The following is a 26,398-nucleotide window of genomic DNA, read 5'->3' as shown; positions in this document are numbered from 1 at the left end:
CCCAGCGCCGCCCTGGTCGAGACCGACTCGGTAGACATCACAGCACGTCGTCACTCAGGGCGATCGGGGCGCCGAAGCGGTGATTGGTGATCGAGATGGCCTGTTCGCGGAGGAACGGCAGCAACTCCACCCGCCCGGCCGGAGTGACCGTGTCGGCGTAGATAGCGATGTCGAGGGCGCCGCCGAGTGCTTCGGCGAGCGCTGTCGCGAGGGGCACCCGGGAACCGTCGGCGCGTGTCAGCGGGACTGGCGCTCCGGTACTGCCGCGTGTCACGCCTGCAACGACGTCGGTGAAGGAGCCGGTCGAGTCGGACGAGCGCCGCACGACACTCTGCTGCCCGGGCACATCCGCTATGGTCTGCTGCGCGCCGAAACCGTCGACACGATCGGAGACGATGTCGCCAATGATCCGGATGCGCGAGGCCGTGATCCGCCCGGCCGCTGCGCGCTCGAGCCACTGGGCGTCCGACTCCACGACGATGCTCGGTACAAGGCCGGCCATCTCGGCGAGATCATCGCCGCTCAGCACCTCCTGCACGCGAGGGGGAAGAGGGACCGAGGTGGAGATGTCCATCCGCGAGCGCGTGAGCAGCCCCGCCGTGATGACGCGGAGCAGTTCGCCGAGGTCGCCACCATCAGCCAGGCGCAGAGCAATCGGCACCCGGAGGTAGCGGAACAGGTTGCGTTCGACACCGATTTTCGAGATATCGGTGACCACGCCGAACTCGGTCGCCCAAGCGAGCTGATCCGAGAGAGCGGAGCGGCGCAGCAGATCGAACTGCTCGAAGCGGAGTGAGGACTGCGCAGCCTCGATGAACTGGCGGACGCGATCGTCGAGCCCGCGCAGGTGCAGCGTGGAGGAGCTTCGTGCAGGCGAAGGCTTCCAGGAGCCGAGCCCGATGAGGTGGTTTGGCCCTCCCGCTTTCGCGCCCGATCCGACGGACGAGCGCTTCCAGCCTCCGAAGGGCTGACGGCGCACGATGGCGCCGGTGATGCCGCGGTTGACATACAGGTTCCCCGCCTCGACGGAGTCGATCCATAGCGCGAGCTCGTCGGCGTGCAGCGAGTGCAGGCCGGCGGTCAGTCCGTAGTCGGTGCCGTTCTGCATGCGAATCGCATCCTCAAGGGTCGCCGCGTGCATGATTCCGAGCACCGGCCCGAAGAACTCGGTGACGTGGAAGTAGTTGCCCTCGGCGACCCCCTCGCGGACACCGGGTGACCAGAGCCGGCCGCTCTCATCGAGACGCCGCGGCTCGACCAGCCACGACTCGCCTCCGCCCAGCGTGGTGAGCGCGTGCAGGAGCTTGCCGGTCGGCTCCTCGATCAACGGACCCATCGCAGTGGACGGATCGGTGGGGTAGCCGACCCGCAGGGAAGTGACCGCATCAACCAACTGGGCGCGGAACCGCTTGGAGCGCGCGACCGAGCCGACGAGGATCACGAGCGATGCGGCCGAGCACTTCTGGCCCGCATGGCCGAAGGCGCTGCGGACGATGTCGGCGACGGCGAGGTCGTAGTCGGCATGCGGAGTGACGATGATCGCGTTCTTGCCGCTCGTCTCGGCCTGGAGGGCGAGATCGGGCCGCCAGGAGCGGAACAGCGTCGCGGTCTCGTACGAGCCGGTGAGCAGCACGCGGTCGACGAGGGGGTCGCTGATGAGCGCGCGTCCCAGCGCCTCCTCGTCGAGGTCGACCAGCGCGAGGAGTTCCTGCGGGATGCCCGCGTCCCAGAGCGCCTCGACCAGCACCGCGGCCGAGCGGCGGGCCTGCGGGGCCGGCTTCACCACGACTCCGGACCCTGCGGCGAGCGCAGCAAGGATCGAGCCGGCGGGGATCGCGACGGGGAAGTTCCACGGCGGAGCGACGACGGTGACGCGCTCGGGGACGAACGTCGCTCCGCCGACCGCATCGAGTTCGCGGGCGCGGGTGGCGTAGTAGTGGGCGAAGTCGATCGCCTCCGAGACCTCGGGGTCCGCCTCCGCAATCGTCTTGCCCGTCTCCGAAGCCATCACCTCGATCAAGCGGTCGCGGTTGGCTGCGAGGGCGAGTCCGGCCCGATCGAGCACCGCGGCCCGGTCGTAGCCCAGCCGATCCCCCCAGCGCTCGGCTCGGTGCGACACGGTGCGCAGCACTTCCTGCAGCTCGGCCTCGGAGCGCACTCGCGCCGCGTCGGCGGTGCTCGTGCCGATCGTCGAGCCGGCAATGTGCTCGGTGATCAGACGCGCCCAGCGGCGGTTGCCAGGCAGTGCGGGATCGGTGTCTGGCTCGTTGTGGAAGCCCGTGGTGGAGGCGGAGGCGCCTAAGCCGCGGCTGAGGCCAAGGACCGCCTGCGTGAGGCCGTCGGCGGCGGGATCCTGGATGCGTTCCCCGGCCCGGGCATGTTCCTGCACCAGCCGCCGACCCGAGCCGGAGGCCCACTCCCGCAGGCGGTCTTGCGTACGGTTCGGCGTGGGGATCGAGTCGTCCAGCGCCTCGAGGGAGGCACGGAACCGGCCGAACTCGCGCTGCAGCACCTCCTCATCGTCGAGCCGGAACGCGGCAGACAGGAAATTCTCGGGACTGGAGTTCTCCTCCAACCGGCGGATGAGGTACGAGATCGCCACGTCGAACTCGTGCGGATGCACGACCGGCGTGTAGAGCAGGAGGCGTCCTACATCCTCGCGGACGGCACGCGCCTGGCCCGTCGCCATCCCGAGCAGCATCTCGATGTCGACGGCATCGGCCACACCGCGATCGTTCGCACTCAGCCAGGCCCAGGCGAGGTCGAAGAGGTTATGCCCGGCGATCCCGATGCGCACGGCATCCGTGCGCTCGGGCCACAGAGCCCAGTCCAGTAGCCGCTTGTAATTGGTATCGGCCTCCACCTTGCTGCCAACGGTCGCGAGCGGCCAATCGTGCAGGGCTGCGTCGACCCGCTCCATCGCGAGGTTGGCGCCCTTGACCACGCGCACCTTGATGGGCGCTCCTCCGCGGGCACGCCGCTCGGTCGCCCACTCCGTCAGTTCCTGCAGCACACGGAGGGAATCGGGCAAGTAGGCCTGCAGGACAATGCCCGCCTCGAGTTCCAGCATCCCCGGCTGCTCCAGGATGCGGCGGAACACCGCGACGGTGAGATCGAGATCGCGATACTCCTCCATGTCGAGGTTGATGAAGGTGGGCTCCGGGCCTGATGCCGCCTCATAGAGCGGAGTCAGCCGCTCGACGACGCGGTCGACCTCCTCTTCGAACGCCCACATCGAGAGCTGGCTGACGACGCTCGAAACCTTGATGCTCACATAGTCGACGTCGGGCCGCTCGAGCAGACGCCGGGTGCCCTCGAGACGACGGCGTGCCTCGCGCTCGCCGAGCACGGCCTCGCCCAGCAGGTTGAGGTTGAGACGATCGCCGCCCTCACGCAGCGCCGCGATCGACGCTTCGAGCCGCGCCTCCGACGCGTCGACCACGAGGTGGCCGACCAGGCGCCGCAGAACCCGGCGCGCAGTCGGCACGACGACCCAGGGCAACACCGGGCCGACAGCACCTCCCGCGCTGATCGCGGCGCGCAGGTAGGAAGGGAGGAACGCGGGCGTCTTCGCGGTGAGCGCGGCGAGGTTCTCGGCGGCGACCGTCAGATCCTCGGGTCGGGCGACGCCGTCGATGAAGCCGACGGTGAAGTCGAGCCCGTTCGGATCCTCGAGGACGCCGGCCAGCCTCTGCGCCGTCGGCTCGACGAGAAACTCGCCGCTGCGTGCGAGCCAGCGGCGCACCAGTGCCTCGACGCGCTCGGGCATCGGCCGCTCGGAATCGTCCGGCGCACCGTCCTCGACCAGCGCAGCGTCCTCGACCGCATCAACGTCCTCGGCCAGCTCAACGTCCTCGACCAGCTCAGGCTCCACCGATGCGGCCCCGCCGCCCCCGGTCACGGCGGCGTCGTCGGTCACCGCCGCATCGTCTGGCTCGCGTTCCGGGTCGCTGCCGGGCACACCTAAGGTCGTCGACTGCTCCATCCTCCGAGGGTATGTCCGACTCGACGGCCAGACCTGGCGTGACGCGGTGCTCCGACGGACTCCGCACCGATGCGGGCCTGTGGAGGAGCGTCTCAGTGCCCGCGGTGGTCCTGGATCGTCATCCGCGGACCGCGTCGCGGCGTGCGCACCCCGCTGCAACCGATCAGCCGAATGACCCGCTGCCGGTGCCCGCGCCACGGCTCGAGCAACTCGAGCATCCCGTCGTCATCGACCCCGAGCCGTCCCGTCAGCGCAAAGCCGACGGCTGACGCGAGGTGGTAATCGCCGACACTCACCGCGTCCGGGTCGCCGTGCGCCCGCATCATCACCTCGGAGGCGGTCCACGGCCCGATCCCCGGCACCGACCGAAGCCGGCGCTCCACCTCCGCGCCGCCCCGGCCCAGCGCCAGGGTGCGCTCGAGGCCGGACGCGACGAGCGCCGCCGAAAGTACTGCGCGGGAGCGCCGCGGGTCGACGCCCGCGCGGTGCCAGTCCCAGGAGGGAACGCGACGCCACTGCTCCGCGCTCGGGGCCACGTGCAGGGCGGCGGGCCCCGGAGCCGGCTCCCCGTGTAAGCGGACGAGCATGCGGTAGGCGCGCCACGCCTCTGTGCTGGTGACCTTCTGCTCGAGGATCGACGGCGCCAGCATCTCGAATACGAGGTTGGAGCGAGTGAGGCGCAGGCCCAGGGATCGGCGGAGCACCTCTGCCAGCGGCGGGTGCCCGCTGAGATCGAGGCCGCTCCAGTCGTCACCATGGCCGAGCAGCTCGGGTACCCGACTGATCAACCACTCCGCACCCTCGCCCCAGGCGCGAGCGTGCACTGCACCACCGACCGCCTGCCGCAGATGGAGGGTTCCCGGCCCGAGCGGGGTGCGGAACGCCCGCCAGAATCCGGAGGCGTCGATCAGCATCGTCGGATCGCCCGCTCCACGCAGAAGCGTCCGCAGCGTGAGCGCGAGACTCACCGGCACCACCGGCGCGTAGATCGTCGCCCAGCAGGGCGCGGGGGCGGGCACGGCGATCGACACGCAGCGATGGTAACCGCCACCTCTGACACCGGTTCGGGGCCGCCAGTTTAGAACTCCCATTCACGACGTGTTCGGAGCGATGCGCCCGGCGGATTGGTTCAGCCGACAAGAACACATGCGCAATTCTGATCCCGCATTTTCACTGGTCAGAGGCTCGATCTCGGGCGTAGTTTCACGCTGTCGCGTCGGCGCTCCAGCCGTCCGACACCGCCTACCACTGGAGATGTGCACATGTTCGACACGACCTTCATCCGCAAGGCGATCGTCCGGAGCTCCGAGACAGCTCTCGATCGTCGCCGCTTCTTCGAGGCCACCGGCGTCGCCGGCCTCGGCATCGGTGCCGCGGCCCTCGCCGCTCCGACCGCCTCCGCTGAAGAGGTCGCAGCCAGCGGCCCCAGCGACGCCTCGATCCTCAACTTCGCGCTCAATCTCGAGTACCTCGAGGCCGAGTTCTACCTCCGCGCCGTCTACGGTTCGGGCCTCGGCGGCTCCGACGTGACCGGCAAGGGCACGCCCGGTGGCGTCATCGGCGGCCGTCCCGTCGACTTCAAGACCCCGTGGCTCAAGAGCTTCGCCACCGAGGTCGCGAATGATGAGAAGGCGCACGTCAAGTTCCTCCGCGGTGCCCTCGGCACTGCGGCGGTCGCCCGCCCAGCGATCGACCTCAAGGCCAGCTTCAACGCCGCCGCAGCCGCGGCGGGGCTCATCAAGGCCGGAGGCACCTTCGACCCGTTCGCGAGCGAGGCAAACTTCCTCCTCGGCGCATTCGTGTTCGAGGATGTGGGAGTGACGGCCTACAAGGGCGCCGCTCCTCTTATCCAGTCGAAGACCTACCTCGACGCGGCCGCCGGAATTCTCGCGGTGGAGGCGTATCACGCCGGAGCTATCCGCTCGGCGATCTACGCAACCGACCTGTCTGACTCCGCAAACAAGCTCTCGGATGCTCGCGACAGCCTCGACGGCAAGAGCGATCTCGACCAGGGCCCGAAGGTGAACGGACAGGCGAACATCGCCCCAACCGACGCCAGTTCGATCGCCTTCAGCCGCACTCCCGGTCAGGTCCTGAACATCGTGTACCTGAACTCGAAGGCATCGCGCACCGGCGGATTCTTCCCCCGGGGCGTCAACGGCGACCTCAACACCAGCCAGGCCAACTAACGCAAGGCACGACGACGGGCCCTTCCTCGAGGCGGCGAGGAGGGGCCCGTCGTCGTCTCCGTGCACATGCGTTCACCGAGTCCTCTACTCTGAGCGGATGAAGATCGGGATCCTGACCTCCGGCGGCGACTGCCCAGGGCTGAACGCCGTCATCCGCGGCGCCGTGTACAAGGGCATTAAGGTCTACGACCAGGAGTTCGTCGGCTTCCGCAATGGCTGGCGCGGCGTGGTCGACGGCGACCTCGTCCCCCTCGGACGCTCCGAGATTCAGGGCATCGCCAAGCAGGGCGGCACCATCATCGGCACCAGCCGAACGAATCCGTTCGATGGCGAGAACGGCGGGCCCGAGAAGATCGCCGAGATGATGGATCGCAATGGCATCGATTCGATCATCGCGATCGGCGGTGAGGGCACGCTCGCGGCGGCGAAACGCCTCACGGATGCGGGACTGAAGATCGTCGGCGTCCCCAAGACCATCGACAACGACCTCGGCGCCACCGACTACACCTTCGGCTTCGACACCGCCGTCGGCATCGCGACCGACGCGATGGACCGCCTCCGCACCACCGGCGATTCGCACGGCCGCTGCATGGTCGCCGAGGTCATGGGTCGCCACGTCGGCTGGATCGCCCTGCACTCCGGAATGGCGGCCGGCGCGCACGTCATCCTCATCCCCGAGAAGCGCACGTCGATCGATCAGATCGTGGAGTGGGTGCAGAGTGCTCAGGATCGAGGCCGCGCACCGCTCGTCGTCGTCGCCGAGGGCTTCTCGCTCGACACCATGGACGACGCCCACTCCGAGCGCGGACTCGACGCCTTCGGACGCCCACGCCTGGGCGGGATCGGCGAACTGCTCGCACCGCTGATTGAGGAGCGCACGGGCATCGAAACCCGCGCTACCACCCTCGGCCACATCCAGCGCGGAGGCACCCCCACCGCCTTCGACCGCGTCCTCGCGACCCGCCTGGGCATGGCGGCAATCGACTCCGTCGTCGCCGAACACTGGGGCCGGATGGTCGCCCTCCGCGGCACCGACATCTACCACGTCGACTTCGCCGAGGCGCTCGGCACCCTCAAGACGGTGCCCGACTCCCGCTACGAAGAAGCACGCACCCTCTTCGGATAGCCGCTCACTCAACCTCCGGGTCGTCCTGCCCGAGGTGTGAAGTGCGGCGCCCGCGAGGCGTATCGCTGCCACACGGAAAGAAAAGGCGGAGAGTCATCAATGGAGGAGTTCTGCGCACGGCTTGAAAGGATGCAAGCGTGGAATGCGAGTACGTCCTATGGACTGGGGGCCGCCAGTACTCGCGTCGAGCCGTCGGACCTCGTTGTGGCGTCTGTAGCGTTCGTTGAGTCGCTCTACCCGGAAAGCGTCGCCGGCCAAACAACCCTGGAAGATGGCGTGGATCCCGAGAAAGTTGATTCCTGGGTTGCAGTACCTCCTTCGATACGCTTACTTGATGAGGCGATTGAGAAAATTCGACAGACAGGCGACCAGCGACACCTTTCGCAGCGCCCAAATCTGCCTGAATTCGAGACGCGTAATATTGGCGATGCAACGTGGGGAAACAAGCCGGTAGGCGCCCTGTATACCTCCAGCTCCGACGGAGACTTCCCGGGGATGTGGTTCGCCCATTTAGCTGCGAGAGACACCTTGGACGACGTATACTCGTGGAGAGTGGCCCGATCGCCGGCCGGTAAGAGTCTGATCATTCGTTCTGCGACTCAATGGTGTGAGTTCTCACTCACGTACAGTGGCGCGGATGGCATTATCCAATGGCAACGAGTGGCAGAAAAATATTCTCGCGTGTGCGTGACCCCGCTCGCGGTGGCGCGGATAGATTGTTTCGAGTTCACTTATCGAGGACGTACAGTCATGCCAGTTTTCTGGGGAGCGGAGACCACCGTCTGGCTGCGCGCCGGCGTCCGTCTCCTGCGCGAACAGGCACTCTGAGTGAGGGCGACCCGTTCGGCTGCGTTCAGCCCTGTGGGCTAGTTCTTGATTCCCACGATAGTCCAGGTTGTCGTACCGTCACTGACGCCATCAGCCGCGCTGGTCGTCTCGGTCAGCCTCGTCGCGTTTCCGCACGCCACAGCAGTATGAGGGCTATACCTATTGGCCGTCTGCGGAGTAGGTGTATATCCGGCTGGAAAATGAACCAGGACATCCGCCTGCGATCTGAATGTTGCCGGGCCATCTGAGCATGGCTTCGCTCCAACGGAGGATCCACGACTGACGTTGAAGCTGTCGAAGGTTTGCGACGCAACGGTACTGTTGCTCACCTTCCGAATTGACGTCTTGATGTAGATCTCCGCCACCGTTCCGGTGCACGTGACGAGACCTTGAGCACTGATCGTTCCGTTTACGTGGCCGGACGGGTGCGGGTTGTCTAGCGAGACGGTGCACGTGATCACATTTCCCCCAGGCCCTGTCGCAGCCTCCGCGGCCGTTGCTCCCGGGAAGATCAAGCCGAGCGATACGGCGAGAACGGCCATCGTTCGTTCCGCTGTACGAACCGTCATTGTATTAACCTCTCATATCCAAAATGATAACTATCGAAGAAAAATGGCCTGACGCAAGTGCGAGGACTCGCGAAGCGTTTCTAGACCCACTCTCACAACTGAGTTCGGTGACGTCATGAGAATAAGGGGATTCAATACCGAAGGCATGTCGTCTTAAAGGGGGACAATTCGGGGTACAAAGTGGAGTGATGGTGCCCGGTCTTCGACTGACGGACTGAGCAGATCCTCTGTGCGCCCGGCTCGGACCCGCTCTAGTGCCACTAGATGGTAGAGTACTCCGCGATCGTATTCGGACACCCCATTCCGGGTGGCCTGCCCTCCCTAGACTGATCCTTGGCCGTACTCTGGCGCGGTGGACTCAAACACTACCAACACGATCCTTACCGTCGCGGCCTCGCTTCTTGGTGCACTCGTGGGAATTCTCGTCGGCCACCTGCTGACGAAGTCTCGCGAGCATGAGTCTCAACGCCGAACTCTCCGCATTCAGTACCTCATTCAGGCCTACCATTCGATCACCAACGCCGTCGACCGAGAGGCAGTGACCCGCGAGCAGGTCCAGGCGGCGGAAGACGCCGTGATCGACATCGTATTGCTCGGCAAGCGCGAGGAAATTCAAGCGGTGGAGACCATCCAGAACACCGGGAACGAAGAGGGCTTTAATTTGAAGCCCATCATGGACGCGCTCCGCAAAAGCCTGAGAGAGGAGTTGCGACTTCCGACGGTCGAGGCGAAAGCCGTTTACCTGCGGTGGGCGCCCGCCAATCTGCTGCCGTCGAAGCCGCTCGAGGTTTCCGTAATCCTGGCAACTCCGATCGACGGGCAACACGCGCAGACGGACAGCGTTCGAACGAAGTCGCAGTCGAGCGAACATCCGACAGGCTCTGGAAGCGGATCCTTATCGGGAGGCACCGTCCCGCGCCCATCGGCGGGCTAGGCATCTCGACGATCAAGACTCCGCCGACCACCCCTGCGGGCCGGAGACTTGCTCGCAGGCACGGAAGACCGTTGCGCCCATGTTCTGACGCTGAGTACCCCCGGACTGAAAGGACGTAACGCCTGGAGTCGCTTGCAAGGGTCAGCCGGCGAGACGAAGTTCACCGTCACCCGGATCCATTGCACGACGCTGTGAGTCGGTAACGACGATCCGAATAGGCGCGCGAGACCTTCTTCACCTCGGGGGACATGTGACCCACCCGCTACGCGTCAGCCCTTCGCGCCGTCCGGCGTCGCCGTCACCACGATCTGAGCCCGCGCGAGCGTGTGGAAGTGCGCGGTAAAGCCCAGGATCGCCGGCGTCGATTCCGGATCGAGGTCGAGCGACTCGACGTCGAGGGCGTGCACGACGATGAAGTAGCGGTGCTCGCGGTCCGGCGGCGCCGCTCCGACGAACTGGCGCAGCCGCAGATCGTTGGGCAGCGTCTGCGCACCGGCCGGGAGCAGTTCGAAGCCCGCGGCGCCCGCGCCGGTCGGTAGCTCGACGGTGTCGGCGGGCAGGTTGCAGACGGCCCAGTGCCAGAATCCGGAGCCGGTGGGCGCGTCGGGATCGAACACCGTCACGGCGAAGCTCTTCGTCCCAGCGGGCGCACCCGACCAGCGCAGGTGCGGCGACACGTCCTCCCCGCCCGCACCTTCGCCGTAGTGGCGGGCGGCCAGGGGCTCACCATCGGCGATGTCGTCGCTCTCGAGCGCGAAGGTCGGTACCTCGCCGAGGCGGGCGTAGGGGTCGTAGGTCCAGTCGGACATCCGGTTCTCCGTTCAAGAAGGGCGGGCGGTGTTCGGGAAGGGAGGGCGACAGCGCGAATCCCAGTCTAGGAATCCGTCGCGGCCCAGCAACAGGCGCGGAGGCGGTCACGACCCGAGGTAGCGCCCCGGCCGGTGATTGAACGCCAGCACGAGGTTGAGCACCACCACTCCCGCGGCCGAGATCAGCACGTTCAGCGGAGGCACCACGAGCAGCGCGGCCACGACGACGCACGCGTCGAGCACCATCATCACGTAGCCCGCCCGCCAGCCCAGCCGCTCCTGCGCAATCAACGCGACGATGCTGAATCCGCCGAGACTCGACCCATGCCGGAAGAGGATGAGCAGACCGATGCCCGCCAGAACATCGCCGGTCAGCACACCGTAGACGGGCTCGATCCGCAGGTCGCCGAACGCGAGCGGGTGCAGGCCCGCCAGCACCGAGACCAACACGATCGAGAACATCGTGCGCAGCGTGAACCGCCAGCCCTTCTTCCACAGCGAGAGAGCGAGGAACGGCACGTTCACGGTCACCAAGATCACGCCGAACGGGATATCGAGCGGATACCCGAGCAGCAGCGCAAGACCCGCCGTCCCGCCGGTGACCGCCTGGCTCGCCCGCAACAGGTACAGACCGAGGGAGACGACGAAGGCGCCGGTGACGAGGCCGAAGACATCCTCGAGGCGGGAGTGCGGCACGGGGGCGGAGGGCACCCGTGAATGCTCCCATACGCTGTGTCTCAAACCGGACGTCCTCGTAAGATGTGCCGGTGCTGCCGAAGATCTTGCTGTTCTACCGCTTCGTGCCGCTTCGCGACCCCGAGTCCGTGCGGCTGTGGCAGCGGGAGCTCTGCGAGTCGCTGGGTCTGCGCGGTCGCCTCCTGATCTCGGAGCACGGGATTAACGGCACTCTCGGCGGGGGCATGGGGGCGCTGAAGCGCTACGTCCGGCGCACCCGAGAGCACTCGGCGTTCCGCGGTCTGGACGTGAAATGGAGCGAGGGTTCTGGGCTCGACGAACAGGGCCGCAGCGTCGACTTCCCCGGGCTCTCAGTCAAGGTGCGCGACGAGATCGTTTCGTTCGGCGCCCCTGACGAGTTGCGGGTCGACGTGGAGGGCGTCGTCGGCACGGCTCCGCGACTCGACCCGGACCAGCTTGACGCTCTCGTCGCCGAGCGCGAGGACGTGGTGCTCTTCGACGGCCGCAACGCCTTCGAGGCCGAGATCGGCCGGTTCGACGGGGCGGTGGTGCCGGGAGTCGCAAGCACCCGCGACTTCGTCGAGCAGCTCGATGCTGGGGTTTTCGACCATCTCAAGGGACGCCCGGTCGTCACCTACTGCACCGGCGGCATCCGCTGCGAGGTGCTCTCGAGCCTGATGGCGGCGCGCGGCTTCGGCGAGGTGTACCAGCTTGACGGAGGCGTCGCCCGCTACGCCGAGGCCCGCCGCGACCGCGGCCTGTGGCGGGGTGCGCTGTACGTGTTCGACGGGCGCGGCTCGGTTACCTTCTCCCCCGACGCCGAAGTGCTGGGGCGCTGCGCGCGATGCACCGCGCCTACCAGTCGGATGCGCAACTGCGTCGATCCGGCCTGCCGCGCTCAGCTGGTGGTCTGCGAGGGCTGCGAGGCGGTGGCCTGCCCGTCCCATGCCGACCCTCCGCTCGTCGCATGAGGATCCCGCCGGCGGGCACCCGGGCGTAGCGTGGGCCCATGTACCGAGCCATCGTCGTCGAGCGGCACTCCGACTCCGACACCGCGACCCCGAACCGAGCCCGCCTCCTCCAACGCGACGACCCCGATCGCTCGCATGGCGATGTGTCGATCGCGGTCGAGTATTCGAGCGTCAACTACAAGGATGCCCTGGCGCTCGCCGGGCGGCCGGGGATCGTCCGGCGCACCCCGCTGATCGCCGGGATCGATCTCGTCGGTACCGTCGAATACGCGGACGGCGACGCGGCCGAGCGCTTCGACTCCGGCGACCGCGTTGTACTGAACGGAGCCGGCCTGGGCGAGCGACACGACGGAGGGCTCGCCGAACGCGCCCGGGTCGACTCCGCCTCGCTGCTGCGGCTGCCAGGAGCGATCTCGTCGGCTCGGGCCGGGGCAATCGGTACCGCCGGCTTGACGGCGATGCTCGCGGTGCTGGAGCTGGAGCGGCACGGTGTGCGTCCGGGAACCGGTCCGGTCCTGGTGACCGGCGCCTCGGGAGGAGTGGGCTCGCTCGCCGTGACCCTGCTCGCGCGGCTCGGTCACGAGGTGGTCGCCTCGACCGGGCGCATGGACGAGCACGGCGCGCTGCTTCGCCGTCTCGGCGCCTCCGACGTGATCGACCGGGCCGAGTTGCAGGAGGGTGGTAAGCCGCTGCAGTCCGAGCGGTGGGCGGGAGCCGTCGATTCGGCCGGCTCTCACACGCTCGCCAACGTGCTCGCTCAGACCCGGTGGGGTGGCGCCGTGGCCGCCTGCGGTCTCGCTCAGGGGCCGGACCTGCCCGTCAGCGTGATGCCGTTCATCCTGCGCGGCGTGACGCTCGCCGGCATCAACTCGGTGGAGGCGCCCCGTACGCTCCGCGAAGAAGCGTGGCGGCGCCTCGCGCACGACCTCGACCTCGCGCTGCTCGATGAGCTGACGACGACTGTCGCACTCGCCGACGCTGTCGACGCGGCCGGCAACGTGCTCGCGGGACGTGCGCACGGGCGGACGCTGGTCGACGTGCGGGCGTAGCTCCGCACATCGTCAGTTGAGGCGCTGTCTCAGCCACCATGGTCGATGAGGTCGCTTCTCAGCGCACATTGCGCGGGGGGCGGACCTACTCGGCAGCCTCGGTCGCGCCGCTCGGCTCGGCTGAGGCGTGCCCGACGGCGTCGTCCGCCCGTGCGGAGCGGGGCTTCGACGTCGGGGTGGGCTCGGCGGGGTGAGCGGGGTGAGCTTCCTCGGCGGCGGGCTTCGGCTTCGCGACGGCCTTCCGCTTCGCTGCCGCTCCAGGCTGGGGCTTCTGTGTCGCCTTCGGCATCGACTCGGGGGCTGCCCCCGGTTCCGAAGCCTCCGTCCCGGCGTCCGCGGCCATCACACGCTCCGACTGCTCCGCAACCTCAGCGACGATCACGAGATCGTCGGTCTCGATCACCGGGATCGCCGCGGTCGTCGTTCCCAGCTGTAGCGCCGCGATCAGCTCAGACGCGTGCTTGGTGCTGATGATTAGGCGCGCGTACGCCCCACCCACCAGGTCGATCACGACAGCGGACGCCGTGCGCTTGATCAGCAGGAAGTCCTTGCCTCCGTGAAACTTCCATGTTCCGGCCGCGAGAGTGAGCGGAATGGCGGTGCCGGGGGCTCGGACGCCGCGCACCCAGATCCACGGATCCTCGGTGACCGTGGCCGAGCGGATACTCGAGCGGTCGACCACGACGTCACTGCGGTGGGAGGACAGGAATCGTTCCGCCGCGGTGAGACGGAGTTCGAGGCGGTCGGGGAGCACAGTCACGACGGGCATGTCTCTAGTCTGCCCCGCGGCTCGCCGCCGGGTCAGCGTTGGATCGCACAGCTCCCGTGGGAGGCGCGGCGATGACAGCATGGAGGGATGCCGACGGATCCGGACGAGTCACGCCTCCTCGACGCGCTGCTCGCAGAACGCCAGGCAGAGACCCGCCTCGAGGTCGCCCGCCTGGAAGCCTCGCTCGCCGAACTCCTGCGCGACCGCGCCGACGGCACCGCCGACGACGAGCACGATCCCGAGGGCACCCCACTCTCGGCGGAGTGGTCGCGGATCGCCGGGAGACGTACAGCCCTCGCCGCCTCCGCCAGCGAGCTCGAAGCCGCCCGAAAGCGCCTTGTCTTCGGTGATTACGGAGACTGCGCGCAGTGCGGTCGCTCCATCGGCGCCGCCCGCCTCGCCGCCCGGCCAACCGCCGAGCTCTGCATCGACTGCGCCCGCCGAGCAGAGTCGCGCGGGCGCTGATCCCGCCGTCCTCCTGAAGGCCCCCACAGATTCCGACGTGGGGAAATTCACTTTTTCCTGCGAGCATTCTCATTCGGCCGTTGCCCCCAAATGGGGGAGCACAGCCTCCCGTCCCCCCTCCGCTCGAAAGGCACCCCCGCCATGCCCGAGACGTCGACCGCCCCATCGACCAGCCTCCCGCCCGCCCCCGACAAGCGGGCGTGGCGCTCGCTGATCGTCCTTTTGGCGGGCATGTTTATCGCCCTGCTCGACACGACAATCGTGAATGTCGCGCTGCCCACCATCCGCACCACGCTCGACGCCTCCGAGTCGACTCTCTCGTGGATCATCTCCGGCTACGCACTCGCGTTCGGCCTCGCGCTCATCCCGGCGGGTCGCCTCGGTGACCGCTTCGGGCACAAATGGGTCTTCGTCAGCGGAGTCGCACTGTTCACCGTCGCGAGTTTCGCGTGCGGTCTCGCTGCGGATGACGCGCAGCTCGTGATCGCGCGTGTCGTGCAGGGCCTCGCCGGCGGCATCTTCGTCCCCGCGGTCAACGCGTATATCCAGCTGCTGTTCCGGGGCCCCGCGCGCGGCAAGGCCTTCGCGATCATGGGCGCGGTCCTCGGAGTCTCGTCGGCGCTCGGCCCGATCATCGGTGGCCTGATCATCCAGGCTTTCGGCGACGACAACGGTTGGCGCCTCGTCTTCTGGGTGAACCTCCCCATCGGCGTCGCGACCCTGATCGCCGCCGCGATCCTCCTCCCCGCCCGCCGCGATCTCGAGACCGGCGAGCGGGCCGCGAGCGGAGGCGTCGACTGGCTCGGCCTGGTGCTCGTCTCGGGTGGCCTGGTCGCGTTGCTCGTCCCGCTCATTCAGGGCGAGGACGAGGGCTGGCCGCTCTGGACCTTCCTGTCCATCGCGGGCGGCGTGCTCCTCCTCGCCGCGTTCGGGGCGTGGGAGGTGCTCTACGTGCGTCGGGGTCGCGCACCGCTCGTGCCGCCGTCGCTGTTCCGCCACCCGGCCTTCACCGGAGGCGTGGTCCTCGCGCTGGTCTACTTCGCCGCGTTCACCAGCATCTTCTTCACGATCTCGCTGCTCTGGCAATCCGGCCTCGGCCACAGTGCGCTCGAGTCGGGGCTCGTCTCGATCCCCTTCGCCATCGGCAGCATCATCGGCGCGTCGCAGAGCAATCGAATGACCGCACGGCTCGGCCGAAACGTCCTCGTGATGGGCAGCGGCCTCCTCGCGATCGGCCTCGGCTGGGTGTGGCTCGTGCTGCTCACCGCCACGCCGGAGTCGATCACCAACTGGCAGCTTCTGGCACCGCTACTGATCGCCGGCCTCGGCAACGGGTTCTTCATCGCTCCGAACGTGCAGTTCATCGTCTCGACCGTCGACCCGCAGGACGCGGGCGCGGCGAGCGGAGTGATCTCGGCCATTCAGCGGATCGGCTCCGCGGTCGGTATCGCCGTGATCGGCAGCGTGCTGTTCGGCGGCCTGGTCATTACCGGGCCGGACACCGTGGCCTCAGGCTTCCTCGAGGCGGCGGCCCCCGCGATGCTGCTGAGCACCCTGATGGCGGTCGCTGCGTTCGCGCTGGTGTTCGTGCTGCCGAAGTCAGTCTCTCGGCGCGGCTGACGCCGCACTACGCTCGCGCCGCTGCCGCCGCTCGCGCCGCCGCCGGCAGTGCCTCCACGATGCGACCGACCGCCGCATCGTCGTGCGCCGCCGAGACAAACCACGCCTCGAACACCGACGGCGGCAGCGAGACGCCCGCGTCCAGCATCGCGTGGAAAAAGGCTGGGTAGCGGAACGCCTCCTGTGCCTGCACCTCGGCATAGTCGCGCACAGGCCGCCCCAGATCGGTGAACACGAAGCTGAATAGGCTGCCGGCGGTCTGGACTGTGTGGGCTACGCCCTCCTTCGTCAGCGCCGCCGAGACCTCCCGCTGCACGGTCAGCGCGGTCGAGTCGAGGGACGCGTACACGGCGTCGTCCGCGAGTTGCAGCGTTCGGATGCCCGCCGCGACCGCGACCGGGTTCCCCGAGAGCGTCCCCGCCTGATAGACCGGCCCGAGCGGCGCGAGGTGGTCCATCACGTCCGCGCGACCGCCGAGAGCCGCAACGGGCATCCCTCCGCCGATGACTTTGCCGAAGGTGTAGAGGTCAGCCCGGTACGGAGTCTCCGCCTCCCGGTTCTCAAGCCCCCACCAGCCGCTCGCGCTGACGCGGAACCCGGTGAGCACCTCGTCCATGATGAGGAGGGAGCCGTTGGCGTGCACCAGTTCAGCGAGCGCCGCGTTGAAGCCCGTCTCAGGTGCGACGACGCCCATGTTCGCGGCCGCGGCCTCGGTGATGACCGCTGCGATCTCGGAGCCGCGCGCGGAGAGCACCGCGCGCACCGCCTCGAGATCGTTGTAGGGCAGCACGATTGTCTGTGCCGCGGTGGCGGCAGTGACGCCGGCGGAGGCGGGCAGCGAGAGTGTCGCGAGGCCGGAGCCGGCGTCGGCGAGTAGGCCGTCGGAGTGGCCGTGGTAGTGGCCAGAGAACTTGATCAGGAGGTCGCGGCCAGTGACACCGCGAGCGAGGCGAATGGCAGTCATCGTCGCTTCGGTTCCGGTCGAGACCAGTCGGAGCTTCTCGATCGGAGACATTCCTCCGGCGGTGATCCGCGCCTCGACGAGTTCCGCCAGTTCGGTCTCAGCGGGCGTCGAGGCGCCAAACGAGAGGCCGCGGGCGGCCGCCTCCTGTACCGCCGCGACGACCTCGGGGTGAGCGTGGCCGAGCACGGCCGGGCCCCAGGAGCAGACGAGGTCGACGTACTCGCGGCCGTCGGCGTCCGTGATGTACGGGCCTGCTGCGGAGACCATGAAACGCGGGGTCCCACCCACCGAGCGGAACGCTCTGACGGGCGAGTTGACGCCTCCGGGGATCGCGTGCCGGGCACGCTCGTACAGGGTGTCGTTCGCCGAGATGGTCACCCCACCAGGGTACGGGCCGGCTCCGCGGGCTCCGCCGAGATCCTTCGATTCGGACGAGATGCCACGCTCTAGTCGGGCGTCTCGTCCGCCTCGGCCCATCTCGCGAAATTTCGCGAGATGGGGTTAGCGCAGCAGGTCGCGGGCGATTTCGACGGCCCAGTAGGTCAGCACCGCGTCAGCGCCGGCACGGAGGATGCCGGTCACCGACTCCAGGATCGCCGGCTCGCGCGAGATCCATCCGTTCGCGGCGGCGGCCTCGATCATCGAATACTCACCCGACACCTGGTACGCCCACACCGGCACGTTCGAGACGGCGGCAACGTCTGAAAGCACATCGAGGTAGCTCATGGCCGGCTTGACCATCACCACGTCCGCTCCCTCAGCGAGGTCAAGCGTCGCCTCCCGCAAGCCCTCGCGGCGGTTCGCCGGATCCTGCTGGTAGGTCCGCCGGTCGCCCTCAAGCGTCGACTGCACAGCCTCCCGGAAAGGGCCATAAAAGCTCGACGCGTACTTCGCCGAGTACGCCAGGATCGCGGTGTCGAGGTGCCCGGCCCCGTCGAGAGCGGCGCGGAGAGCGCCGACCTGTCCGTCCATCATCCCCGAGAGACCAAGGAGGTGCGATCCTGCCTCGGCCTGGGCAAGCGCCATCTCCTCGTAACGGAGGAGCGTGGCGTCATTATCGACGCGGCCGCGGGAGTCGAGCACGCCGCAGTGCCCGTGGTCGGTGAACTCGTCAAGGCAGAGGTCCGTCTGCACGACGAGAGCGTCGCCGACCTCCTCGACGACCGCGCGCGTTGCCGCGTTGAGCACGCCGTCCGAATCCGTCGCACCCGAGCCCACCGCATCCCGGGTGGTGGGCACGCCGAACAGCATCACGCCACCCAGGCCGGCCTCGGCCGCGTCCGTCACTGCGCGGCGCACACTCTCGAGCGAGTGGTGCAACACCCCGGGCATCGAGCCGATGGGACGAGCCTCAGTGATTCCCTCCGCGACGAAGAGCGGGAGAATCAGCTGGGCCGGATGGATGCGCGTCTCCTGCACGAGTCGGCGGAGTGCGGGGGTGGTGCGGAGGCGCCGCGGGCGGATGGCAGTCATGCCTTCCAGCGTAATCCCGCCTCTCGCGCCTCCCGGGAACGCTCCTCCACATCTCCTCGACGGGCACAGCCAGTCCGGTCTTAGATCAAGAATCCGGGTAAGCAGGAGGCGGCACGGGTCCTACGGACACCCGCTCGGAGGCAGCGCCGTTGCGTCGGCGGCCTCAGCGGGAAGCGCGTTCGGAGGCGACGGCCGCGACCGCGTCGATGAGAGAGGCAGCCGAACGCTCGTCAGCCACCACATCGACACGCAGGCCAAAGGCGCGCGCGTCCTTCGCTGTCTGCGGGCCAATCGCCGCGACGAGAGTGGATTCCGGGACCGGTCCGAGCTGCTTCTGCACCTGCTCGGCAACACTCCCCGACGTGACCAGGATGGCGTGCACCGCGCCGCTGGCGACATCGGCGACGACGCGATCCTCTGCCGGGACTCCGACCGTGCGATAGGCCACAACCGAGCGCACATCGTGCCCGATGCGGGTGAGCCCCTCGGTGAGGAGCGGCTTCGCAATCTCCGACCGCAGGGTCAGCACACGCAGCGGCCGCCGGTTGCCGGTCGCCTGCTCCCACTCGGCGAGCAACCCCCGAGCGGAGTTGTCCTCGGAGGGGACGAGGTCGACGGAGTAGCCGGCCGCCACGAGCGCAGCAGCGGTGGTCTCGCCGACAGCAGCCACCTTGGTCGTCGCGGGGACTGTCGTGCGCAGCAGCGAGAGAACATCGACGGTGGTGGCGCTCGTGACCGTCATCCAGTCGAACGCTCCGGCCTCGAGATCGGCGAGGGCCTGCTCCAGCGTCGAGAAGTCGTCGGTTGGCGCGAAGTTGATCATGGGAGCGACGACGGGAGACGCGCCCTTCGCGCGGAGGGCAGCAGCGACACCGTCTCCCCATGGCCCTCCGCGGGGGACGAGGACGCGCCACCCCTGCAACGGCTTCTCCCACTGGGAGTAGGCGGCGGGGACGATCACGACGGGGCTCCCAGAGGTGCGAGTTCGGCGGCACCCGCATCGAGAAGCGCGTCGGCGAGCAGTGACCCGCTACGGAACGCGGCTTCGACGACGGGCAGTTCGCGACCACCATACTGCCTATCCGCCCAATGTCGATCATCGCCGTCGCCGATCACCTCCTCTACCTCCCGCGCAAGAGACGCACTGCCATCAACGGCAAAGACCACTCCGTGCAGGACGATCCGGTCGCCGACAAGTGCAGCCGAGGCTCCGATCGGAGCGGCGCACCCCGCCTCGAGGGCCGCAAGAAGGGAGCGCTCGGCAGTGATCGCCGCGCGCGTGGGCAGGTGCTCGACCGCCGCGAGGCCGGCGCGGAGTTCCTCTGACGGCTCCTCGTCACGGACCTCGATCGCGAGGGCCCCCTGACCCGGCGCATGTGGCGAGACAGCGAAGTCGAGCAGTTCGGTGATCGCGTCAACCCGGCCGAGGCGGCGCAGACCCGAGAGGGCAAGAACAATCGCGTCCAGCGGTGATTCGCTCCCCGGCAACACACGCCGCAGTCGAGTGTCGACGTTCCCGCGGATATCGACGACCGCCAGATCAGGACGCGCTGCGAGCAAAGCAGCGCGCCGGCGCGGCGACCCGGTACCGACGCGAGCGCCGACGGGCAGGGTCGCCAGCGTCAGGCCGTCGCGCGCACACAGGGCATCCCGCGGATCCTCGCGCTCGGGCACCGCACCGAGCAGCAGCCCCTCGACCGGCGCCGTGGGGAGATCCTTCAGCGAGTGCACGATGGCGTCGCAGCGCCCGGCCAGCAACGCGTCCCGCAGGGCACTCACGAAAACACCGGTGCCCCCGAGTGACGCGAGCGATCCGCGCATCCGGTCGCCGTCGGACTCGATGCGCACCAGCTCGACGGGAACGCCCGCCGCCGCCGACATCAGGTCGGCTGTCATCCGGGTCTGCGCCACCGCGAGCGCGCTCGCACGGGTGCCGACGCGGATGCTCACGACCCCGGGCTCCTGATCACGGCGCCACTCCGGCCAGAGCCGGCTTGAACCCCGCTCGCACGTTCTCGCAGCACCCCGGACGGCAGACGTCGTACCAGGGACCGAGCGCCGTCATCGACGGACGGTCTTCGGTGGGCGTGCCGTTCACCCGCTCGAGCACGAGGTCGACCAGTCCGGCCACGTAGACCGGGTCAGTGCCGGGGGTGGCGACGCGCAGCGCGACGAGACCGTGCTCCTCGGACGTCTCGAGGGCCTCATTATCGAGGTCCCACATGACCTCCATGTGGTCGGACACAAAGCCCAGCGGCACGATGAGCAGCGCACGACGGCCGCGAACGGGAAGCTCGGCGATGGCGTCGTTAATGTCGGGCTCGAGCCACGGCTGGGTAGGCGGGCCGGAGCGCGACTGGTAGACGAGCTGCCACGGCACGTCCTCCGCGGTAGCCGCAGCCATCACGACCTCGGCGACCGCGAGATGTTGCGCCTCGTAGGCGCCGCCCGGACCGAAGTCGTGCACGTCGATGACCGTGCCGTCGTCGTGGCGCTCGTGTGGCCCGCTGCGCTGGGCATCGGAGGTAGGGATCGAGTGGGTCGCGAACAGTACCTCGACCTCGGTCGTGACGTCGAGATCCGGCATCCGCTCACGAAGTTCGTCGAGGCCATCGTGCACCGCCTTGACGAACGGCATCACGAACCCCGGGTGGTCGAAGAACTGCCGGACCTTATCGATCCGCAGCTGACCGTCGAGTCCGGTCGAGTCGAGTGCGGCCGCGAAGTCCTCGCGGTACTGGCGGCAGGACGAGAAGGAGGAGTAGGCGCTGGTCGCGATCGCGAGGAGGTTCGAGAAGCCGCGCTCGTTGGCCTCCGTCACGGCCTCGCTCAGATAGGGCGCCCAGTTGCGGTTGCCCCAGAGCACAGGCAGGTCGATGCCGCGGTTCGCGAGTTCGGCCTCGAGCGCCGCCTTCAGCGCGCGGTTCTGCGCGTTGATCGGGCTCACTCCGCCGAAGTGACGGTAGTGGTGCGCGACCTCCTCGAGGCGCTCCTCGGGGATGCCTCGGCCTCGGGTGACGTTGCGCAGGAACGGAATGACGTCGTCTTGACCCTCGGGACCGCCGAAGCCAGCCAGGAGGATCGCGTCGTAGGCGACGGGAACCTCAACGTGCTCGGGCCCGGAGGCTGCCGCCGGCGTCGCTGCGCGGACGAGGATCTGCGGGTCGCTGGTCGTGTCAGTCATCGGAGCACCTCGGCGATCTGATCGGCCTCAATACGCCGACCTGTGTAGAACGGGACTTCCTCGCGCACGTGACGGCGGGCCTCCGTCGCACGCAGGTCGCGCATCAAGTCGACCAGGTTGACGAGTTCCTCGTCCTCGAGCGCGAGGATCCACTCGTAGTCGCCGAGCGAGAACGAGGCAACCGTATTGGTCAGCACGGAGCGGAACCGCGAACCCTGCCGCCCGTGCTGGGCGAGCATCGCGCGACGCTCGTCCTCGGGCAGGATGTACCACTCATAGGAGCGGACGAAGGGGTAGACCGTCAGCCAGCGGGCCGGCGCTTTGCCGCGCAGATAGGCGGGCAGGTGGTTCGCGCTGAACTCCGCGTCGCGGTGAACGCCCATCGCGTTCCACGTCGGCAGCAGGCCGACCAGCAACTCGGAGCGCCGCAGCTCGCGGTAGGCCCGCTGCAACTCTTCGGGAGCGGGCCCAGTGAGCCAGAGCATGATGTCGGCGTCGGCGCGCAGGGCTGACACGTCGTACGTGCCGCGAACGGTCACGTCCTGACCGGCGAGCCGAGCGATGAGATGCTCGTACTGCTTGACAGCGGGATCCACCGCATCGCTCGAGAGGGTGAATGGACGTACGGGATCCCTGCGAAGAACCGCCCAGAGCGTGTATCCCAGGGCCTGATCGGAGTGATCCTGATCGGCGGGGGGCTGCGGCGCCGGAGCGACGGCGCTCGTGGGGGCGGACTGAACGGAACCCGCCGTACCGGCGGTCTGATCGGTCATTGACCCATCATCCCTCCGCTCGCGCCGATGCACAAAAGCGGCAGGAGCTCTGGCGCCACCGGCTCCAGACAGCTAGTGGTCTGGAGCCCCCCGCCGTCTTAGTCCTCGATGACGCTCTGGGCAATGCCCCACGCGACGAGGCCGAGGGCGGCAACAGCGCCGACCGCACCCGCGACCAGCGCGGAGGGATTCCGGCGGCGGACGACTTGGAGCTTGCGCCCCACAGTGCGCTGGGCGATGCGGATCTTGCGGGGGACGTTGACCTTGTACTCGATCGCGTCGAGTGTTGCGGCGAGTTCGGACCGCGCCCGCTCGATGTCGGCCTTGAGCTGGCCGGGCTTGAGTTCGGCCGGGTCCATGAAGCGGGGCGTGCTCCTGCTGACGGAACGCTCAGTTGTCATAGCTGCCCACTCCCTTGAACGCCTGGACGTCCTTCTTGATGCTGTCGATCGACTCCTGCGGCACCGGCGGCACCGCCTTCTTGATCGTCCGCACGCCGACCAGCGCGAGGATCACCGCCACGAGCAGGAAGAACACGGTGACGATGAGCGCGGACAGCCAGGCCGGTAGCCAGGAAGCGATGCCGATGATCGCGAAGGTGACCAGCGTCGCCCACGCGGTGAGGAGAAGGAAGGCCGCGACCGCGAACAGGGCGACCGCCACGCCCGCATTCTTGGCTTTGCCAGCAAGCTCGTTCTTGAGCGAGGCAACCTCGGCCTTGACAAGCTCGATCACCAGGCCAGGAAGGTCGCTGACCAGCTCTCCCAGTGATCGGGCGTTCTTAGGATTGCGTTCGTTCACCACGGGAGCTCCTCGAGGGTGGGACGTGCCGGACGGTGCCGGGCGGACGAGGCCGGAGAGATGAGCACTACGCCTTGCTGGTGGAGGTCGACGACGCCGATCCTCCGGAGCCTGCTGATGCCGCGGCCTCGTCGACCTTGGTGGCGGCCTGGCGCGCCGCTGCAGTGGCCTCCGCGTCGCTCGCGCCCTGGGCCTTCTTTCCTCCGGACACCGCCTTGACGACCACCGAGCGCACGACCTCGTACGCCTTGTCTGACACGCTGCTCAGCTGCGTCTTCGCGGCGCCGCCGACGGCTCCCGCGACATCCTGCACCGGCTGCGTCTTCCAGAACTTGTTCGCCGCCGAAGCGATCTGCTCGTATCGCTTGCGGCCGGCGCGTGCTCCCAGCACGTAACCGGTTGCAGCTCCTGCCACGAAAAGAATCTTGCCCTTCACGCCTACTCCTCGTCCTGGGTCGCTTTCGCGATCGTCCACGCGGTCGCCGACCACTCGTGCCGGGGCACGCCGCACACGCGCGGATGCCTCGGCCTAAGAGTAGCCGTCGGCGTCCCGGTCTTCGCGCGGAAACTCGACGCCTTGACGCACCAGTCGGCGCCGGATAAGGGTGGCGGCATCGGCGGCGTGCGGCAGTACCGACGCGAGCCCGGTGCCCGCGATCCAGGTGCCCGTCACGGCGACTCCCTCGACCGGCACGAGCGCCTGGCGAAACGCTTCCAGGTGAGCCCTGCGCCCCAGCGCCGCGGCAGGGCGGACGTTCGCCCAACTCACCCGGGTTGTGTCAACCACCGAATCCGGGTCGAGCGGCACCCCGAGCAGGACCGACGCATCGCGGAGCGCAATCGCCGCGACCTCCGAGTCTCCCCGCCCTGCGAGCGGTGGGTGCTCGCCGGGGCGCCCGTAGGAGAGGCGGAGCACGTGTCGGCCGGGAGGAAGGGAAGCGGCCAGCCACTCCCATTTCGCGGTCGCGTGAGTCAGCGCCTTGGCAACGACATCGCGCGACGTCGGCGCCACCAGGACTCCGGAACCGCGAGGCGCCGCGTCCAGGCGCGTGTCGTCGATGACGAGAGTCACCAGCTCGACGGAGTCGTGCAGTGCCTCTTCCGTGCGCTCGTGGACTGTGGGCGCGAGGCCGGCCAGCAGCTCGCGCGCGTCGCACTCCGGTGTCGCCACGATCACCGCGCGGGCGGCCAGCGCGGCGTCGACCAGGGTCACGACGAAGGCCCCGTCCGAGCCCCCGAGTCTCACGACGGAGGCACCCGTGCGGATCTCGCCCGAGAGGTAGTCGATCCGCTGCACGAGCGCGGCGACGAGGCGGTGCATCCCGCCCTCGATCCCGCGGACGGCGACACCCGCCGGAAGGTTGGCGCGCAGAGCCGCGACCGCGCGAGCGAGGGAGCCGGCGCGGGTGATCGCGCCGTTGAGCCCAGGAGCGGCGAGATCGACGTCGATGTCATCGGGGCGACTCGAGTACACACCCGAGATGACCGGCGCGACCAGATCCTCGAGCACGCGCTCGCCCATCCGGGTGCGCACGAGTTCGGCCAGCGAGTGAGCCCGTCCAATCCGCAGCACGGGCATCATCGTGTCAAGCCAGGCACGCCAGGCGCCGCGGCGGCCAATCGCCCGCACGACATCGGGAGCGAACGGGGAACCAGGGATCCCCAGAATTCCGGCTCCTGGCGAGGGGACGGAGCGGCCGCCCGAGAGGTGCAGCCAGGAGCCGTGCGTCCGCGGTTCGACAACCGACTCGGCGAGCGGACGGCCGTCGAGCGTCAGCGCGGCGAGCGCCCGCTCGACGGTGCCGCCGCGGGTGGCGAAGCTCTCGGCACCCGCATCGAGCGTGACTCCGGCAATGTCGAGCGGTGCGACGGAGCCGCCCACTCGCTCTCCAGCCTCGAGGACGACGACTCGAAGTCCGATGCGCAGGCACTCGGCGGCAGCGGCGAGACCCGCCACTCCGCCACCGACCACCGCGACGTCGTATTGCGCGCCGTCGCGCGAGTGGTCGGCGCTCACGGACGCCAGTCGTGCACGAACGCGACGAGGCGCGTCAGCACGTCGGGGTCGGTCTCGGGCGGCACGCCATGTCCGAGGTTCAGCACGTGCGCCGGCGCGCTAAGCCCCCGGCGGAGGACGTCATCGACGTGGGCCGAGAGCACCTCCCAGGGCGCGGTCAGCAGCGCCGGGTCGACGTTGCCCTGTATCGGCACGAAACCGCCGAGACGGTGGTTCGCCTCGTCGAGAGGAACGCGGTAATCGACTCCCACCACGTCGACACCGATCTCGTGCATCGCACCGAGCAGCTCACCCGTGCCCACTCCGAAGTGCACGATCGGCACATTGCGCCGTGTCTCACCGTGATCGAAGGCCAGGTCGCGCACGTGCGTCAGAGCATGAGTGGAGGCGGAGGCCACGTGCGCCGTGTAGTCGGCGAGCGAGAGGGCGCCCGCCCACGAGTCGAAGAGTTGGGCGGCGCTCGCTCCAGCGAGCACCTGCGCGCGGAGGAAACGACCAGTGACCTCGGCCGTCCACTCCATCAGCTGAGCCCAGGCGCTGGGGTCCGCGTGCATCATCGTGCGGGCGCGGAGGTGGTCCTTCGACGGGCCGCCCTCGACGAGGTATGCAGCCAGGGTGAAGGGAGCGCCGGCGAATCCAATCAGCGGAGTGTCGCCGAGCTGAGCCACGGTGCGGCGCACGCCTTCGCGAATCGGCTCGAGCGTCTCGTCGAGCACCGCGGGATCGATTGCGGCCAGCTCAGCGACGTCCGCGGCCGTCCGCACCGGCTTCTCGAGCACGGGGCCGCGGCCCGGGACGATGTCCACTCCCACACCCGCCAACCGCAGCGGGATCACGATATCGCTGAAGAAGATGCCCGCATCCACTCCGTGGCGACGCACCGGCTGCAGGGTGATCTCGCTCGCGAGGGCGGGATCGAGGCAGGCATCGAGCATTGCGGTATCGGTGCGCAACGCGCGGTACTCCGGGAGGCTGCGGCCCGCCTGACGCATGAACCACACGGGCGTCCGCTCGCCGCGCTCGGAGCGGTAGGCCCGCAGCAGCGCCGAGTTGGCGGTGCGCCCGGCTGTGAGGGGATGCAGCGGATCGAGGAGGCCGTCGAGAGTGGAGGTCACCGCGGCATTATTCCAGGCGCATCCGTGCATCCTCCCCAGCTCACGACCTCGCTCGCTGGGC

General features: G+C 68.5%; 23 protein-coding genes. 7 read left to right on the top strand and 16 right to left on the bottom strand.

Going from position 1 to position 26,398, the window contains the following annotated elements:
- Window positions 1–37 precede the first annotated feature (37 nt).
- Together B0H03_RS04625 and B0H03_RS04620 are read right to left on the bottom strand one after the other, a co-directional pair.
- Window positions 38–3,769 (bottom strand): proline dehydrogenase family protein, encoded by a 3,732-nt coding sequence (locus B0H03_RS04625; protein WP_104265391.1) that lies wholly within the window; start codon window positions 3,767–3,769, stop codon window positions 38–40.
- Between the two features lie 308 nt (window positions 3,770–4,077).
- Complete coding sequence (locus B0H03_RS04620; RefSeq protein WP_237399324.1) at window positions 4,078–5,016, bottom strand: DNA-3-methyladenine glycosylase family protein; 939 nt, start codon at window positions 5,014–5,016, stop codon at window positions 4,078–4,080.
- A gap of 231 nt (window positions 5,017–5,247) precedes the next feature.
- On the opposite strand from B0H03_RS04620, the gene B0H03_RS04615 reads away from it, so the two are divergent.
- The 3 genes from B0H03_RS04615 to B0H03_RS04605 all read left to right on the top strand — a co-directional run bounded on the left by B0H03_RS04615 (window position 5,248) and on the right by B0H03_RS04605 (window position 9,631).
- Window positions 5,248–6,174, top strand: coding sequence for a ferritin-like domain-containing protein (locus B0H03_RS04615; protein WP_104265371.1), 927 nt, complete (start codon window positions 5,248–5,250; stop codon window positions 6,172–6,174).
- A gap of 97 nt (window positions 6,175–6,271) precedes the next feature.
- A complete protein-coding gene (locus B0H03_RS04610; RefSeq protein WP_104265372.1) occupies window positions 6,272–7,300 on the top strand; it encodes a 6-phosphofructokinase in 1,029 nt (342 codons plus the stop codon).
- A 1,749-nt stretch (window positions 7,301–9,049) separates the two neighbouring features.
- Window positions 9,050–9,631: a hypothetical protein gene (locus B0H03_RS04605; RefSeq protein WP_104265373.1), complete on the top strand. Its 582-nt coding sequence runs from the start codon at window positions 9,050–9,052 to the stop codon at window positions 9,629–9,631.
- 269 nt (window positions 9,632–9,900) lie between these two features.
- On the opposite strand, the gene B0H03_RS04600 is transcribed toward B0H03_RS04605, so the two are convergent.
- Both B0H03_RS04600 and B0H03_RS04595 read right to left on the bottom strand, forming a co-directional pair.
- Window positions 9,901–10,440: a YbhB/YbcL family Raf kinase inhibitor-like protein gene (locus tag B0H03_RS04600; protein ID WP_104265374.1), complete on the bottom strand. Its 540-nt coding sequence runs from the start codon at window positions 10,438–10,440 to the stop codon at window positions 9,901–9,903.
- A 105-nt stretch (window positions 10,441–10,545) separates the two neighbouring features.
- A complete protein-coding gene (locus tag B0H03_RS04595; RefSeq protein ID WP_241560441.1) occupies window positions 10,546–11,151 on the bottom strand; it encodes a YitT family protein in 606 nt (201 codons plus the stop codon).
- Window positions 11,152–11,210: 59 nt separating this feature from the next.
- Between B0H03_RS04595 and trhO the strand changes: the two genes are divergently transcribed.
- Entirely contained in the window at window positions 11,211–12,107 is an 897-nt protein-coding gene (gene trhO, locus B0H03_RS04590; protein WP_237399338.1) for an oxygen-dependent tRNA uridine(34) hydroxylase TrhO, read from the top strand.
- A gap of 38 nt (window positions 12,108–12,145) precedes the next feature.
- A complete protein-coding gene (locus tag B0H03_RS04585) occupies window positions 12,146–13,156 on the top strand; it encodes an MDR family oxidoreductase (RefSeq protein ID WP_104265376.1) in 1,011 nt (336 codons plus the stop codon).
- Window positions 13,157–13,241: 85 nt separating this feature from the next.
- On the opposite strand, the gene B0H03_RS16875 is transcribed toward B0H03_RS04585, so the two are convergent.
- Window positions 13,242–13,925 carry a hypothetical protein gene (locus B0H03_RS16875; RefSeq protein ID WP_181075063.1) on the bottom strand — a complete coding sequence of 228 codons (684 nt, stop codon included), beginning with the start codon at window positions 13,923–13,925 and terminating at the stop codon, window positions 13,242–13,244.
- A gap of 87 nt (window positions 13,926–14,012) precedes the next feature.
- On the opposite strand from B0H03_RS16875, the gene B0H03_RS04575 reads away from it, so the two are divergent.
- Both B0H03_RS04575 and B0H03_RS04570 read left to right on the top strand, forming a co-directional pair.
- Window positions 14,013–14,390: a TraR/DksA family transcriptional regulator gene (locus B0H03_RS04575; RefSeq protein ID WP_104265377.1), complete on the top strand. Its 378-nt coding sequence runs from the start codon at window positions 14,013–14,015 to the stop codon at window positions 14,388–14,390.
- Between the two features lie 141 nt (window positions 14,391–14,531).
- A complete protein-coding gene (locus B0H03_RS04570) occupies window positions 14,532–16,010 on the top strand; it encodes an MFS transporter (RefSeq protein ID WP_104354357.1) in 1,479 nt (492 codons plus the stop codon).
- Window positions 16,011–16,017: 7 nt separating this feature from the next.
- Here B0H03_RS04570 and hemL read toward each other — a convergent pair whose 3' ends face one another.
- The 11 genes from hemL to hemE all read right to left on the bottom strand — a co-directional run bounded on the left by hemL (window position 16,018) and on the right by hemE (window position 26,367).
- On the bottom strand, window positions 16,018–17,346 hold the full coding sequence (gene hemL / locus B0H03_RS04565) for a glutamate-1-semialdehyde 2,1-aminomutase (protein ID WP_104265416.1): 1,329 nt from the start codon (window positions 17,344–17,346) through the stop codon (window positions 16,018–16,020).
- 129 nt (window positions 17,347–17,475) lie between these two features.
- A complete protein-coding gene (gene hemB / locus B0H03_RS04560) occupies window positions 17,476–18,447 on the bottom strand; it encodes a porphobilinogen synthase (protein ID WP_104265394.1) in 972 nt (323 codons plus the stop codon).
- Window positions 18,448–18,610: 163 nt separating this feature from the next.
- Window positions 18,611–19,405, bottom strand: a complete 795-nt coding sequence (locus B0H03_RS04555; RefSeq protein ID WP_104265417.1) for a uroporphyrinogen-III synthase — start codon at window positions 19,403–19,405, stop codon at window positions 18,611–18,613.
- Window positions 19,405–20,397 carry a hydroxymethylbilane synthase gene (hemC, locus tag B0H03_RS04550; protein WP_104265395.1) on the bottom strand — a complete coding sequence of 331 codons (993 nt, stop codon included), beginning with the start codon at window positions 20,395–20,397 and terminating at the stop codon, window positions 19,405–19,407. The genes B0H03_RS04555 and hemC overlap by 1 nt, the downstream gene beginning before the upstream one ends.
- Window positions 20,398–20,413: 16 nt before the next feature.
- Window positions 20,414–21,631 (bottom strand): ferrochelatase, encoded by a 1,218-nt coding sequence (locus tag B0H03_RS04545; RefSeq protein ID WP_104265396.1) that lies wholly within the window; start codon window positions 21,629–21,631, stop codon window positions 20,414–20,416.
- On the bottom strand, window positions 21,628–22,404 hold the full coding sequence (gene hemQ, locus B0H03_RS04540; protein WP_104265397.1) for a hydrogen peroxide-dependent heme synthase: 777 nt from the start codon (window positions 22,402–22,404) through the stop codon (window positions 21,628–21,630). The genes B0H03_RS04545 and hemQ overlap by 4 nt, the downstream gene beginning before the upstream one ends.
- A gap of 98 nt (window positions 22,405–22,502) precedes the next feature.
- Window positions 22,503–22,805, bottom strand: a complete 303-nt coding sequence (locus B0H03_RS04535) for a DUF3618 domain-containing protein (RefSeq protein ID WP_237399323.1) — start codon at window positions 22,803–22,805, stop codon at window positions 22,503–22,505.
- Window positions 22,795–23,205, bottom strand: a complete 411-nt coding sequence (locus B0H03_RS04530; protein ID WP_241560443.1) for a phage holin family protein — start codon at window positions 23,203–23,205, stop codon at window positions 22,795–22,797. The genes B0H03_RS04535 and B0H03_RS04530 overlap by 11 nt, the downstream gene beginning before the upstream one ends.
- A gap of 67 nt (window positions 23,206–23,272) precedes the next feature.
- Window positions 23,273–23,641 carry a hypothetical protein gene (locus B0H03_RS17040; protein WP_104265400.1) on the bottom strand — a complete coding sequence of 123 codons (369 nt, stop codon included), beginning with the start codon at window positions 23,639–23,641 and terminating at the stop codon, window positions 23,273–23,275.
- A 93-nt stretch (window positions 23,642–23,734) separates the two neighbouring features.
- Entirely contained in the window at window positions 23,735–25,222 is a 1,488-nt protein-coding gene (locus B0H03_RS04520) for a protoporphyrinogen/coproporphyrinogen oxidase (RefSeq protein WP_276329551.1), read from the bottom strand.
- A complete protein-coding gene (gene hemE / locus B0H03_RS04515) occupies window positions 25,219–26,367 on the bottom strand; it encodes a uroporphyrinogen decarboxylase (RefSeq protein ID WP_104265402.1) in 1,149 nt (382 codons plus the stop codon). Before hemE ends, B0H03_RS04520 begins: the two co-directional genes overlap by 4 nt.
- Window positions 26,368–26,398: the final 31 nt, after the last annotated feature.

The sequence above is a fragment of the Rathayibacter iranicus NCPPB 2253 = VKM Ac-1602 genome (assembly GCF_003149025.1).
GTDB lineage: Bacteria > Actinomycetota > Actinomycetes > Actinomycetales > Microbacteriaceae > Rathayibacter > Rathayibacter iranicus.
This window is presented reverse-complemented; position numbering and strand designations above follow the sequence as displayed.